The organism is Sorangium sp. So ce426 (assembly GCF_051475585.1).
Classification (GTDB): Bacteria; Myxococcota_A; Polyangia; order Polyangiales; family Polyangiaceae; genus Sorangium; species Sorangium cellulosum_B.
In genome coordinates this window covers 5385458-5398331 of sequence record NZ_CP150341.1, presented here as the reverse complement: position 1 = coordinate 5398331, position 12874 = coordinate 5385458, and the positions used below count along the sequence as shown (strand labels likewise).

The following is a 12874-nucleotide window of genomic DNA, read 5'->3' as shown; positions in this document are numbered from 1 at the left end:
GCCAGCTCGGTCCAAGCGCGCTCGCCAGCTCGGTCCAAGCGCGCTCGCCAGCCTAGTTTAAGCGCGTTCGCCAGCTCGGTCCAAGCGCGCTCGTCAGCTCGGTCCAAGCGCGCTCGTCAGCTCGGTCCAAGTAGTCTCTAAGACCCCTCGACCAGATCTCGCAGCTGAGTCAGCTCCTGATCTACCCATTCTCTCTGCTCGCCGAACGCCGCCTCGGAACACGCCGGCGGCCGCTGTATGGTGAAGAGGAGCAGGCTCCCGGGGCCGTGCCGCACGATGCGCATGGGCATCCGCAGCTCTCCGCTGCCTGGATCCACGCAGTGCCAGACGACGCCCGCGGACGGGTCTGTCTCGTAGCGGAAGCGCACCTCTCCCTGGGGGGAGCTCACGATCCAGCGCTCCCCCTCCTGTCGCAGTTCCTGGCAGAAGCGCGTGCCCCAGCAGGGCAGGAGGCGGATGTCCGCGGCCAGACGGAACGCCGTGTCCAGGGGAGCGCGCGTCAGGGCGAGGGCCGTATATCGCGTGTCCCCGGGCTCGTGTCCCGGATAGTAGCTCACCTCCAGGCGCTCCAGCAGCGCACGCATGCGCGGAAACAAGGCGGCTCCATGGGGCGAGCCGCAGTGGGCCGCCAGCGCCTCTCCGTCTTGATAGCGGTCCAGGACCACATAGCGCCCGGGCGCGCCGTCCCTGAACAGGTCGTAGCTGAGCGTACCCGGCTCCTGGGCCCGGACCGCAGCCGCGTGGGTCCTGAAGATCGTCTCGAACTCCGCCTCGGAACCTGCCTTGGCCTGCGCGCGCTTGATACCACCGATCATGAGTCCTCCTTCCGACTTCGCGGAAGTTACGCGCCGGCATGCCGGCCGACTTGGAGGATCTTGCGATCGGTCGGCGGCTGTTCTCGGAGGCGCCGGACGGCCAACGGGCTGCACCCGATCTCCCGGTGAAATCCATCGGTGAAATGGCTGCAAAAAAACAAGGACCGCCGAGGTGGCAGCCAGCCCGCTCACGGTCAGCCACCGCGGCCCAGGGCCGGCCGAGCAGGCCGTGGGCGATGGTCGGGCGGGGCGCGCCGCTTCCGGCGCAGCGCGCGTCGTGCCCAGGGAATTCAACCCGGAGGCTGTCGACAGCCTCCGGGGAGAGAAAAAACTTAACCCGGAGGCTGTCGACAGCCTCCGGGGAGAGAAAAAACTTAACCCGGAGGCTGTCGACAGCCTCCGGCGGACCGCTCACTCCGGGAAGAACGTCTCGATCGTCAGCGCCGGCGTCCCGTCCGCGTGGACCCCGCCGAGCACGGCGAGCGTCCCGTTCGGCGCGGGCACCACGGCCGCGCCGCGCCGCGGCTCCCGCAGCGGCAGCTCCTCGACCTGCGCCGCCGCGACGTCGACGATGAAGCTCCGCGTGAGCCCGTCCTCGCCCGCCTCGGAGCCCACCGCGAGGACGCGCCCGCCGGGCAGCGCGAACGCGGCGACGTCCCCGACGGCCGCGGGCAGCGCGGCGCCCTCGACCTCCACGGCCTCGCAGGTCACGGCGCTCGCGACGCACCCCGGCGCGAGCCGCCGGGTCGGCGCCACGGCGCCGCCCTGGACCCCGCCGACGAGCGCGATCTCCCCGGGACCGGTCACCGCGGCGCCCGCCCCCTCGGAGGCGTCCGGCGGAAACGGCCTCGGCGAGAACTCGGTCGCGCCGTCGCCGAGCACCTCCAGCCCCGCGCCGTCCGCGCTCCCGCCCGCGACGACAAGGCCCAGCCCCTCCAGCCACACGGCCGCGGCGCCGGCCCGCGCATGGCGGAGCTTCGCCACCGAGAGCGCCCCGTCCGCGCCGACGACGAGCACCTTGTCCGAAGGCGCGCCCGGCGCCCCCGCGGCCGCGCCCGCGCGCGTCGCGCCGACCACGAACGAGCGCCCGTCCGAGGCCTCGACCGTCCGGCCGCCCGCCACCTCCGCGAACGAGCCGAGCCCCTCGGGCAGCGACGCCTCGGCGCTCTGCCCCGCCGCGACGTCGGTCCAGCTTGCGCCCTCGTCGTCCAGGGTGAGCAGCAGGTCTCCCCGCACCAGGAGCGACCGCGCCGCCCGCGGGAGCGCGCCGCTGGAGGCGCTCCCGCCCCACGCGGCGAGGTCGTACGCGTCGAGCCGCGCCGGGTCGACGCTGCCCGCCGCGGCGCCCCCGGCCGCGGCCCCGCCGGTGAGGATCAGGTAGCGCTCCGCGAGCGCCGCCCCGGGCGCGCCGACGCGCGACGCCGCGAGCTCGCCCGGCGGCCGCGCCCACCGGCCGGTCCGCTGGGCGAAGAGCGGCAGCACGTCGCCCGTCACCGCGGCGAGGTAGATGCCCGCCGCGGAGCGCCCCCGCACCACGGTCGCGCCGCCCGCGTCGAGGCCGCGCACATCGAACGTGTACGCCCGCTCCGCCGGGATCTCGCCGAAATCGAGCTCGCCGCCCGGCGCCGCCGCCGCCGACACGGTGACGTCTCCCTCGGCCGCCGTCGCGGTCACCTCGATCCGGGCGACAGGCGGGTCGTCCTGGAACGCGGTCGCCTCGTGCCCTGGCACGACCTCGACCGTGAGCGTCCGCGGCCCTTCCGCGCAGCCGAGGAGCGACAGGCCGAGCGCGGGAAGGACACGGCCCAGGAGCGGGATCTTCATGAGGGCCGAGTCATAGCGCCTCGAGCGCGCGAAAGCCCAGCGGAGGTGGCCGATCGCGCCGCGCGCCGATCTCCACCGCCCGCTACAGGTCGACCTGCACGCCGATCTCCACCACCCGCTCCGGCGGCAGCCTGAAGTAGTCGGACACGGCGCCGGCGTTCCGCGCCATCACCGCGAAGATCGTCTCCGTGATCCTGCCCATCCGGCCCCTGTCGGTGGCGAGGATCGTCTCGCGGCCGAGGTAATACGCCACGTCCGCGAAATCGATGGGCAGCGCGTGCGCCGCCGCGGCCCGCCGCAAGAGGGCCGGCACGTCGGTCGACTGCATGAAGCCCGATCGGATGACGACCTGGTGAACACCCTTGTCGAGGCTCGTCACGTCGAGGCGATCCCTGTCGGCGACCCGCGGGACGTGCTCCGTCACGACGGTCAAGATCACCACCGTCTCGTGGAGCACCTTGTTGTGCTTGAGGTGGTGCGTCAGCGCGTAAGGTGTCTTGCCCGCGCGCGCGCTCAGGAATACCGCCGTGCCGGGGACCCGCGCGCGGCACTTCGCGTCGAGATCGCGCACGAAGGCAGAGGCCGAGGGGGCCGCCCGCGTGAAGCGCTCGGCGAGGATCGCGCGGCCTCGCTTCCAGATCACCATCATGGCGAACAGGACCGCGGCGATGACCGCCGGCACGTACCCGCCGTCGAGGAACTTGATCAGGTTGGCCCCGAAGAACGGCAGATCGAACGAGAGGAACAGGATCAGCAGCGGCAGCGCCTTCGCGAGCGGGGCTCGCCACGTGTGCCGCATCACGACGAAGAAGACGATCGACGTGATCCCCATCGTGCCGGTCACCGCGATGCCGTACGCCGCGGCCAGCCGGCTCGACTGCTGGAAGATCAGCACGAGCGCGAGGCACCCGGCCGCGAGGGCCCAGTTCGTCAGGGGGATGTAGATCTGCCCCGCGGCCTCGCTCGAGGTGTGGCGCACCTGGGTCCGCGGCAGGTACCCGAGCTGGATCGCCTGGTGCGTGAGCGAGTAGGCGCCCGAGATCAGCGCCTGCGACGCGATCACGGTGGCCATGGCGGCGAGCGCGACCAGCGCGTAGGTGAAGGGACCCTTCGGCACCATCGCGAAGAACGGGTTCGCGGCGGCCTCGGGCGCTTGCAGCAGGAGCGCCCCCTGGCCGAAGTAGTTGAGCACGAGCGCCGGCAGCGCGATCGCGTACCAGGCGAGCCGGATCGGGCCGCGCCCGAAGTGCCCCATGTCCGCGTAGAGCGCCTCGCCCCCCGTGATGACGAGGACGACCGACCCCAGGATCGCGACCCCGTGGAAACCGTGGGCGGCGAAGAAGCGCGCCGCGTACACGGGGTTCAGGGCGGCGAGCACCGCCGGGTTCCTGGCGATGAACACGAGCCCGAGCACGGCGAGCGCGGTGAACCAGAGGACCATGATGGGGCCGAAGACCTTGCCGACGCGCGCCGTCCCCCAGCGCTGCACGCTGAAGAGCCCGACGAGGATCGCGCAGGTGAGCGGCACGACGAACGGCCTGAGCCCGCTCGTCGCCACCTCGAGCCCCTCCATGGCGCTCAGCACCGAGATGGCGGGCGTGATGACCCCGTCGCCGTAGAGGAGCGCGGCGCCGAGCACCACGAGCCCGGCGAGCCACCCGACGCCCTGCGTCCCGCTGGCGCGCAGCCGCTCCGGCACCAGCGCGAGCAGGGCGAGGATGCCGCCCTCACCGTCGTTGTCGGCCCGCGTGATGAAGGTGACGTACTTGACCGTGACCACCATCATCAGCGACCAGAAGAGGAGCGAGAGCAGCCCGAGGACGTTGTCGGGCGTCGGCGGGACGCCGTGCGTCGCGCTCACGCACTCCTTGAGCGCATAGAGCGGGCTCGTGCCGATATCGCCGAAGACGACCCCCAGCGCGGCCAGGGCGAGCGCGGCCTTGCCGCCGTGCTGGCCGTGCGCCGCGTCCGCGGCCCGTCGAGCCGCGCCGGCCTGCGACGAGCCGTCGCGGGGCGCCGCAGGATCCGTCGCGCCGCGGAGAGCAGGCCGAGCGTCGGGAGGGCGCGCCGGGGTGTCGGGGTGGTCCATGAGGCGGAGTCATAGCGCGTCGGTGGCGCGCCGATGGATCGAATCCTCCGCGGCGGCTCGCGGGGGCCGGCGCATGATGCGTCGAGGGGAAGCTCTCGTCGCGAGACCGAAGCCGTCATCGCGGTTGCATGTCGTCGCGCGGGTCCGCGGGCAGACCGAGGTGGACTGGCCAGGTTCGTCGACCTCGACCTTCAGTCACATTCGTACTTCCACATGCAGAAGCCCTGTTCGTCCCGGAGGCCAGGCCCGTGGAACATGTGCCAGCACTCCATGCCGCTCGGGCACGTGGTGTTCTCGTCGCAGGGCAACTCGCAGACCGAGTTGCACACCGGCGTGGCGGTGCCGCTCGGCGGCCGCGGGCAGTCCTCCGCCGTTTCGCACTCGTAGTTGCATTGCGCCGCCACATCGCACCACGTCGATCCATCGTCTTGTCGCTCGGCGACGTACGCCACCCTGCACCTGCGCTCTTCACCGCTCGGTTCGGGATCCGGACAGACGTGGGGGAGGGCGAAGTTGCCCTCGTCCCCGGAGGAAACGCAGGCAGCCCACGGCCCTTCGGTGGCCCCCTCGACGGTGGTCGCCAGGTGGACTTGCACGATCGGATCGACATGGCGGTCGCCGCACGCCGCCTGAGCGGACGCGAAGGCCGCCGACAAGCCCAGAGCCCAGCGCTTCGTAGCCGTGATCTTCATTGGGTCCTCCACGCCGCGCGCCGACGCGCCCGGCGTCAAGATGGTCTGCGCTGAGGTCACGGAAGCTGCCCATTTCGGCTCACGGCAACACGACCTCCACCCCGAGAGACGCGCCCAGGAACGGGCGACCCCACGCGTCCGTCGCGCGGCCTGCGGCGTCGAGCACGATGCGCGGCACCGCGATCCCGGCGAGCAGGTGCTCGCTGATCCGCAGGTGTGGAGTCGGCGCAAACGAGAGCCCTGCGCGCAGGTACGTCGCGACCGCGTACGCGTCCTCCGACCTGCCGGCGTACCGGGGCGAGCGGCCTTCGCCCTCGACGTGCAGCCAGGCGGCGGCGAGCCCTGCGCCGGCCGATGGCAGCCACGCGGCGTCCGTGGGGCCGAGCGGGACGCGCACCCCCAGGGCGGCGAGCGCTATGCGCGTGTGCCGCGTACCCTCTTTGCCTTCACGGCTCGCGCTGGCGAGCGGGATCTGGACGAAGGTGGAGAGCCCCAGACGAGACCAGATCATCGCGTACCCGGACACGTCCACCATCGGGGTGGCAGGCACGCCGCCTGCGCTCCACAGGATCGCTGGCGCCGCCCCGACGCCGAACGTCATCGGTGCTCTTCGGGTTGCGCCTGGCCTTGCGGCCGGGGAAGGGGGCACGCGGGAGGCGCCGTCGGCTCGCGGGCGCGCGGCGGCGACGGGCGCGGGCCTGGCCGGCGGTGGCTCTTGCATGTCGACGACGGCGCGAGCCTCGGGATCGGCTTCGACCTCGCCCTGCGACGGACGGGGCGAGCGCACATCCAGGAGGCTCGCGCGCAGGAGCTCCACCGCGCGAACCGCGACCGTGGCTGGATCATCGGCCATCACGGCGCTGTGGACCGATTGATCCGTCGCACCATGGGCGATCGAGACCTCGACGCCACCTGGCACCTCCGTCACCCGGATCTCCGCCGCCGCTCCGGCCTCGCGCGCGCTCGTCTCGATCGGCCCCTGGGAGGGCGGCTCGGCGCCGCCCCTCACGACAACCACGGTGAATCCGAGCGTGGCGAGCTCGGCATAGACCCGGGCCATGATGGGGTCGGACCGGCGATCGGCGATCAGGACGACCTTCGGGCGTGGAGGCTCCGGCGGTGGCTCCGGCGGCGCCGCGCGCGCTTCGGGTGCGATGAGGAGGCAGAGCCCGAGCGCCCAGGCTCCGCCGTGCGCCGCGCGAGCCGGCCTTCGAGACGGCATTCACTCCCCCTCGAGGAGATCCCTGGCGTGCGCGGCGTGGGGCCCCGCCGGATAACGCGCCAGGTAGCGGCGTGCGGCCTCACGGGCCTCGCTGGCCGAGCCCATCAGCGCCCGGCATTCGATGACCCTCCCGAGCGCCTCCTGCGCAAAGGATCCGCCCGGTTGCTCTTCGAGGTACACGAGGAACCAGCGCTCGGCCTCGGCGTACGATCGCCGCTGGTCGAACGCCATCCGGCCGAGGTGGAAGGCGGCCTTCGCCGCCTCGCCCGAGCCCGCGAACCGGCGCCGCGCCGCGGTGAGCGCCGCCGCGGCGCGATCCGGCTTCCCGGAGAAGCGCGCGACGTCCGCGAGCGCCAGCAGATCCGCCGCGCTCGCGCGGGCGACGAGCCCGTCGAAGCCCTCGGCTTCGGCCGCCGTCATGGCCTCCTGGTACCTGTCGCTGGCCACGAGATCGCGCCAGCTCGGCCGGCGCGGGGAGGCGTCCGTGGCCTTCTCGACCATCGCTCGTTCGCCGGCGCCGGCCGCTGCGGGGGCCGGCTCGGAAGCCGCCGGAGCGATGGGCGCGGGAGGCGGCGGTGGCAGGGCGGCGGCGCGCAGCTCCCCGCGCGTGAGCTCGAAGCGCTGCTCTTTGCAGAAGACCTCGAGCGTCTCTCCCGCAGCGACGGCGCGCCGCCCGCCCACGAGCGGCCCCGACACGGCGACCGATCCTTCCCGCAGCACCAGCTTGAGCCGCTCGCTCGCCGGGGACCAGCTCAGCTCGAAGCGCGTGCCGGTGACCAGCACGTCGAACGGGCCGACGTCGAAGCTCCACGCGCTCGTCGCGGTGTGGGTCACCGTCGCCGTGAGCCGGCCGCCTTCCAGCAGCACGCGCGCGCCATGTGCGTCGGCGGCCACCACGCGCGCCCGGGCGTTCGCGTCCAGCGCCAGGGACGTGCCGTCCGAGAAGGCGACCGCCAGAGGTGCATCCGCGCTGGCGGCGATCCACGCCCCGACCTGACCTTGCGCCGAGCCGACCGCGAACGAGAGCGACCGCGAGGACGGGAGCAGCACGAGGACCAGCGCCGCACAGACCCCCGCCAGCGCCACGAGGGCCGCGGGCGCGATCCACCGAGGACGCGGGGGGCCGAGGCGCGCAGCCCCGGGACGGGAGGATCCGCCGGCCGCGATCTCCAGGAACCGCCGGCGCGCACTGTCGAGATCCTGCGCCGCGAGCTCTTCATCCTGGGCCCGGCGGAGCTCACGGAGGCGATCGAGCGAGGGGCGATCGCTCATGACGCGCCTCCCTTCAGCCACTCCGCGAGGGCGGGTTGGTCCCGCGCCGCCTCGAGGAAGCTGGCCTCCGCGCGGGCCAGCCTTCGCTTGATGGTCGCGAGCGAGACGCCGCACGCGCCGGCGACCTCCTGGAGATCCATGCCCTCGATGCGCCGCAGCGCGAATGCGATGCGCTCGTCGGCCGGGAGCCGCTCCAGCGCGCGGTAGGTCGCGCGCAGCGCCTCGCGGGCCTCACCTTCGTACGGGGGCTCCACGAGGGGTGGGAGCTCGTCGGGGGCGAAGAACAGGAGCCATTTCCTGCGCGCGCGCCGCTGGATGCAGGTCCGCGCCGTGAACACGGCGACCGAGGTGATCCACGCCTTCAGCGCCGCCGGATCGCGCAGGGTGTCGAGGGAGGACAGCGCGCGGACGAAGGCGTCGTGATGCGCGTCGGAGAGGTCGCGGCTGCCGCCGAGCAGGCGGCCGAGGACGCGGAGCACGTGCCCGGAGAAGCGCTCGTGGAAGGCGGAGAGCGCGGCAGGATGCCTCGCGCGGAGGCCCTCCACGAGCGCCTCGTCGCTCGCATAGGCGACAACGCCCAGCCGTCGCGGGGGCGCGAGCGCGCCGGCGCGCATCACCATGATCGTGGGGCTCCGCTGGGAATGACCGAACGCCTCCTGCCGCCTCGTGACCCGATCGGCCCCCTTGAGTCACGGCAGCGCCGCGGGACGGCTCACCGCGGACGAAGCCCGCGGAGATCGGCCGGCCCCAGCGCGCGCCCGGCGTCAGCCGAGAACTTTCTCCGCGCGCGCCGCGCATGCGAGGCTGCCCGGCCCCGCCGACGCCGAAGCGCGCGCTCACCCGAGAGCGCTCGTTGCGCGACCGGACTTCTCCGGAAGATGTAGGATAAAGTAGCACACGAAAGTTGTGGGTCACCGGACGGGCAGGGTAGACGGGGCGAGGAGGACGCATGAGGCGCAGCAAGGGCGAGAGCATGGACACCGGGGCTGTGCGGAACCTCGAGGAGATCCAGGAAGAGGATCCCGGGGCTCGCCCGTCGCGCGCGGGCGCGCTGGTGCTGGCCTCGCTCGGCGGGGCGTGCATCGTCTTCGCGGCGGTGGCGCTCCTGCGCGCCCCGCACCGCGAGCGGCCGGTCACCGCCGATCCGCTCGGCGATCTGGTCGCGCGCGCCCACCCGGCCGGCGTGAAGCCGGCCCCGCGCCCTGCCACGATCGGGGAGGACGTGACCTTCCCCGCGGTCCTCTCGGACGCGGAGCACCCGACGACCGCGCTCGAGGCCGTGCGCGATCCGCGGGCGGCCAAGGCGGCCGCCTCCGCCGAGGCGCCCGCCGCGGAGCCCGCCCCGCCGCCTGCGGCGGACCGGCTGCCCGTGGTCCCGCTGCCGGCGCAGCACGTGCTCGGGCGTTCCGGAGGTGAGGTCGCCCCGAACGACACGCTCACCGCGATGGCTCGCCACGTGTCGCGCGAGGAGGGGCCCGAGACCGAGCGGGGAGGGCCTGGCAACTACCAGCTCCAGGTGAGCTCGTTCAAGGACCCCACCGACGCCGAGAACTTCGCGGCGGCCCTGCGCCGGCGCGGGCACAAGGCGTACGTCGAGCCGGCGTACGTCAAGGGCCGCGGCCTCTGGCACCGGGTGCGCGTGGGCCCGTTCAAGTACAAGCGCTCCGCCGTGATCTACCGGCAGGAGTTCGAGGCCAAGGAGCGCCTCGTGACGTTCATCGTCGACCCGCCCAAGACCACGGTCAAGGTGGCCGCCAGCCCCGGCGACGACGCGTAGATCAGGAGCGCTGGAGAGCGCTCATCCGTCGGCATGTGCGCGTGTGCGCCGCCCCCGCTACCGGCGGCGCGCCGCCCCCGGGAGCGCCGCGGCCGGCGTGAGCGCGCAGGACAGGACCCCCTTGGCCCCGGCGAGCTGCCCGGCGAGCTCGGACAGCTCCTCCCCGCGGCCCTTCAGCACCATCACCTGGAGCAGCCGGGCCGCGTCGAGGCGGACCAGCAGGCTGGAGACCAGAGATCCCGCGCGCCGCTCCTCCAGCTCGGAGATCCGCAGCACGAGCTCCCGCACCTCGGGCTCGTAGACGAGCGTCAGCGTGGCCGCGACCTCGGCCCCCTCGTCCAGCGCGGCGCGCGTCAGGTCCGCGCGGACGAGATCCCGCAGCGCCTCCGAGCGGTTCTCGTAGCCCTGCGCGGTGATGCGCCGATCGAACTCGGCCAGCAGCGCGCGATCCATCGCCACGCCGAAGCGGACCAGGTCGCTCATGGCTCGCCCCCGTTCAGCTCTTGCGCCGCTCGAGGTGCCGCCTCGCGGCGTCCTTCACCGGCGACGTCACGTTCTTGCTCTTCGCGATGCCCCGGAGATCGGACTCGCGCAGGTGCTGGACCAGCCGCGTCGCGACGAGCACCGGCGTCCTCGGGTTCTCGACGAGGTTCCGCTTCACCGTGTAGCTCTTCAGCCACTCGGGCGTCGTCGAGATGATCCGCAGCACCTCGTCCGAGATGTTCCGGTTGCGGCTGATGAGGACGACCTCCTCCTCCTGCATCTGCGGGCTGCGCACGGCGGCGCTGGCCACGAGGCGGTTCGAGTCGCGCACGAGCAGCATGCGCTCCTCGCGCGAGCCGAGCATCGCCCGCCGGATCCGCTGCGACATGGTCATGTCGGCGAGCCGCTTGTAGAGCGGGACGTACTGCTCCTTGATCGCCTCCTTGCCCTCCTCGTCCTCGACGTGGGTGTCGACCGGCTCGTCCGCGGCGAGCGCCTCCGCGAGCGCCTGCGTCTCGCTGAACAGCACGTCGTCCGGCGTGGGCTCGGGCGACGGCTCCGCGATGAGCTCGTCCTTGATCGCGACGCTGACCTCGCGCCACGCCGGGATGCCCGTGAGCTCGACGCCGTTGCGGGACGCGAGATCGACGAGGCGGTCGGCGGTCGACATCCGCGTGTTCTTGTTGAGGTAGAGCTTCTCGATGACGCGCGGGTTCTTGAGCAGCCGCTCCTCGTTGACGGCGATGAGCTCCGTCACCGCCTCGCCCCCGGTCCGCGCGAGCTCCTCGAGCGTCTCCGCGGCGACGCCCGGCATCGCGAGGAGCCTCTCGACGACCGGGAGGCGGTCCGCGTACGCGCGGGCCAGCCGATCGATGACCGGCGGCTGCAGATCCGCGCCGAGCGCCCCCTGGAGCAGCGGCTCGGGGAGCGCCGCCAGCGTCTTCTCCGCGGCCTCGCGGGCCGGCTCGTCCTCGCGCGACGCGAGCAGCACGAGCACCGTCACGACGTCGCCCGGCTTCAGCCCGGGGGCGATGCCGCGCGCCGCCATCTCCCTGAGCTTCTGCGGCGCGCCCGGCTGCGCCAGCTTCTGCGCGGGCGCCGAGAGGGCGCCGACGTCGATCGGCGCGGTCATCGAGGCGCCCTCGCCAGCGCGGCCCCATGTGGCGCCAGCGGCTCGAGCAGAGCAAGCAGAGCTAGCAGAGCTGGGAGAGCAAGCGGAGCAACGGGCATACGGTCCTCCCGGCGGGCATTGCTGCCCTGCGATCTGCGGACTATCCTGAGGCCGCTGTGTGCCTGAAAGGCGCGGCGATCGTCAACGGAGAACGAACGGCGCGGGCCCTGCGCGCCGTCTGCCGGAATGAAGCCCGAGGTCCCGGGGGGCAGGGGACCGGCAGATCCGTCACACCCAGCACACCGAAGAGGAGCGCGACATGGGGATTTTCGATTTCGTGAAGAGCGGCGTCCGCGAGATGATGATCGCGCGCCCGGACGCGGCGAAGCATCTCATCGTTTACAAGCACCCGGACCAGAACATCCCCTTCTGGTCGCAGCTGACGGTCGACAGCGATGAGTGTGCCCTCTTCTTCAAGGACGGCAGGTACATGGGTTACCTGCCCACAGGGCGCCACACCCTCCAGACCCAGAACATCCCGTTCCTGAACAACCTCGTCAACAAGTTCACGGGCGGGGACGTCTTCATCGCCGAGATCTTCTTCGTCAAGACGCAGCCGGTCCGCGGCGTGCCGTTCGGCGGGCCGCTGGAGTCGATGGAGGACCCCGTCCTCTACGAGTTCGTGACGCCGCGCATCTTCGGTGAGTTCTCGCTGGTGGTGGTCGATCCGGTGCGGTTCGTCGTCGGGTACCACGGGCAGTGCGGCGGCAGCGGCGACAACGACGTCGTCCTGAGCTGGATCAAGGGCAAGTTCTTCATGAGCGTGAAGACCGTGATCGGCCAGGTCTGCGCGCAGCAGCAGAAGAGCCTGCTCAACCTCGGCGGCATGAGCATGGAGCTCGGCGCCCGCATCGTGCAGTCCGCGCCGAACCTCGAGGAGATCGGCTGCAAGATCCTCGAGATCGGCAACTTCAACATCAACTTCTCGGCCGAGGAGCAGAAGCTCCTCCGCGAGGCGAACAAGGAGCGCGGCGATGCGCGCCGCGGCATCGGCATCGCGCAGGACGCCGCCCGCGCGAAGCAGTTCGAGCTCGATCAGCGGTTCCAGCAGGACGCGCGGTACGTGCAGCAGCTGGCGGGCAACTGGCAGAACTACGCCGCCGGCCAGGCGATGATGGGCGCCGGCCAGGGCATGGCGCAGGGCGGCGACGGCAGCGGCGTCGCGGGGCTGGGCGCCCAGGTGGCGATCGGCGCCGGCCTGGCGCAGGCGATGAACCCCGCGCTCGCCGCGCAGGGCCAGCCCCAGTTCGTGCCGCCGCACATGCAGCAGCCGGGTGCGCCGCAGGGCTACCCGGGTGCGCCGCAGGGTTACCCGGGTGCGCCGCAGGGCTATCCGGGCGCGCCGCAGGGCTACCCGGGTGCGCCGCAGGCTGCCCCGGCTGCAGCGCCGTCGATCGAGCAGCGCCTGGAGCGCCTCGGGGAGCTCAAGAGCAAGGGGCTCATCACCGACGAGGAGTTCCAGGCCCGCAAGGCGAAGATTCTGGAAGAGATCTGAGTCCTTACCAGGCGGCGCCGGCCGCCGCGCGCGG

General features: G+C 72.7%; 11 protein-coding genes. 2 read left to right on the top strand and 9 right to left on the bottom strand.

Annotation, left to right across the window (positions count from 1 at the left end; all coding sequences use genetic code 11):
* Nucleotides 1-137: 137 nt before the first annotated feature.
* The 7 genes from WMF44_RS19970 to WMF44_RS19940 form a co-directional block, all read right to left on the bottom strand.
* A complete protein-coding gene (locus tag WMF44_RS19970; RefSeq protein ID WP_437300710.1) occupies nt 138-815 on the bottom strand; it encodes a putative quinol monooxygenase in 678 nt (225 codons plus the stop codon).
* 411 nt (nt 816-1226) lie between these two features.
* Nucleotides 1227-2639 carry a hypothetical protein gene (locus tag WMF44_RS19965; RefSeq protein ID WP_437300709.1) on the bottom strand — a complete coding sequence of 471 codons (1413 nt, stop codon included), beginning with the start codon at nt 2637-2639 and terminating at the stop codon, nt 1227-1229.
* A gap of 82 nt (nt 2640-2721) precedes the next feature.
* On the bottom strand, nt 2722-4728 hold the full coding sequence (locus WMF44_RS19960) for a potassium transporter Kup (protein WP_437300708.1): 2007 nt from the start codon (nt 4726-4728) through the stop codon (nt 2722-2724).
* A 191-nt stretch (nt 4729-4919) separates the two neighbouring features.
* The gene (locus tag WMF44_RS19955; RefSeq protein WP_437300707.1) at nt 4920-5420 is read right to left on the bottom strand and encodes a hypothetical protein; all 501 of its coding nucleotides are present in this window, start codon (nt 5418-5420) and stop codon (nt 4920-4922) included.
* Between the two features lie 79 nt (nt 5421-5499).
* Nucleotides 5500-6642 carry a hypothetical protein gene (locus WMF44_RS19950; protein WP_437300706.1) on the bottom strand — a complete coding sequence of 381 codons (1143 nt, stop codon included), beginning with the start codon at nt 6640-6642 and terminating at the stop codon, nt 5500-5502.
* Nucleotides 6643-7914 carry a tetratricopeptide repeat protein gene (locus WMF44_RS19945; protein WP_437300705.1) on the bottom strand — a complete coding sequence of 424 codons (1272 nt, stop codon included), beginning with the start codon at nt 7912-7914 and terminating at the stop codon, nt 6643-6645.
* Nucleotides 7911-8534, bottom strand: coding sequence for an RNA polymerase sigma factor (locus WMF44_RS19940; RefSeq protein ID WP_437300704.1), 624 nt, complete (start codon nt 8532-8534; stop codon nt 7911-7913). The genes WMF44_RS19945 and WMF44_RS19940 overlap by 4 nt, the downstream gene beginning before the upstream one ends.
* Nucleotides 8535-8863: 329 nt before the next feature.
* Here WMF44_RS19940 and WMF44_RS19935 point away from each other — a divergent pair, with 329 nt between their 5' ends.
* The gene (locus WMF44_RS19935) at nt 8864-9691 is read left to right on the top strand and encodes an SPOR domain-containing protein (RefSeq protein ID WP_437300703.1); all 828 of its coding nucleotides are present in this window, start codon (nt 8864-8866) and stop codon (nt 9689-9691) included.
* A 57-nt stretch (nt 9692-9748) separates the two neighbouring features.
* Here WMF44_RS19935 and nikR read toward each other — a convergent pair whose 3' ends face one another.
* Nucleotides 9749-10174: a nickel-responsive transcriptional regulator NikR gene (nikR, locus tag WMF44_RS19930; protein WP_437300702.1), complete on the bottom strand. Its 426-nt coding sequence runs from the start codon at nt 10172-10174 to the stop codon at nt 9749-9751.
* A gap of 13 nt (nt 10175-10187) precedes the next feature.
* The gene (locus tag WMF44_RS19925; protein WP_437300701.1) at nt 10188-11306 is read right to left on the bottom strand and encodes a hypothetical protein; all 1119 of its coding nucleotides are present in this window, start codon (nt 11304-11306) and stop codon (nt 10188-10190) included.
* A gap of 298 nt (nt 11307-11604) precedes the next feature.
* Here WMF44_RS19925 and WMF44_RS19920 point away from each other — a divergent pair, with 298 nt between their 5' ends.
* Nucleotides 11605-12840, top strand: coding sequence for an SPFH domain-containing protein (locus WMF44_RS19920; RefSeq protein WP_437300700.1), 1236 nt, complete (start codon nt 11605-11607; stop codon nt 12838-12840).
* Nucleotides 12841-12874: the final 34 nt, after the last annotated feature.

What these genes read in the sequence shown, in the direction of transcription:
- WMF44_RS19970 (WP_437300710.1), bottom strand. Translation starts at nt 815, where the DNA reads ATGATCGGTGGTATCAAGCGCGCGCAGGCCAAGGCAGGTTCCGAGGCG.
- WMF44_RS19965 (WP_437300709.1), bottom strand. Translation starts at nt 2,639, where the DNA reads ATGAAGATCCCGCTCCTGGGCCGTGTCCTTCCCGCGCTCGGCCTGTCG.
- WMF44_RS19960 (WP_437300708.1), bottom strand. Translation starts at nt 4,728, where the DNA reads ATGGACCACCCCGACACCCCGGCGCGCCCTCCCGACGCTCGGCCTGCT.
- WMF44_RS19955 (WP_437300707.1), bottom strand. Translation starts at nt 5,420, where the DNA reads ATGAAGATCACGGCTACGAAGCGCTGGGCTCTGGGCTTGTCGGCGGCC.
- WMF44_RS19950 (WP_437300706.1), bottom strand. Translation starts at nt 6,642, where the DNA reads ATGCCGTCTCGAAGGCCGGCTCGCGCGGCGCACGGCGGAGCCTGGGCG.
- WMF44_RS19945 (WP_437300705.1), bottom strand. Translation starts at nt 7,914, where the DNA reads ATGAGCGATCGCCCCTCGCTCGATCGCCTCCGTGAGCTCCGCCGGGCC.
- WMF44_RS19940 (WP_437300704.1), bottom strand. Translation starts at nt 8,534, where the DNA reads ATGGTGATGCGCGCCGGCGCGCTCGCGCCCCCGCGACGGCTGGGCGTT.
- WMF44_RS19935 (WP_437300703.1), top strand. Translation starts at nt 8,864, where the DNA reads ATGAGGCGCAGCAAGGGCGAGAGCATGGACACCGGGGCTGTGCGGAAC.
- nikR (WP_437300702.1), bottom strand. Translation starts at nt 10,174, where the DNA reads ATGAGCGACCTGGTCCGCTTCGGCGTGGCGATGGATCGCGCGCTGCTG.
- WMF44_RS19925 (WP_437300701.1), bottom strand. Translation starts at nt 11,306, where the DNA reads ATGACCGCGCCGATCGACGTCGGCGCCCTCTCGGCGCCCGCGCAGAAG.
- WMF44_RS19920 (WP_437300700.1), top strand. Translation starts at nt 11,605, where the DNA reads ATGGGGATTTTCGATTTCGTGAAGAGCGGCGTCCGCGAGATGATGATC.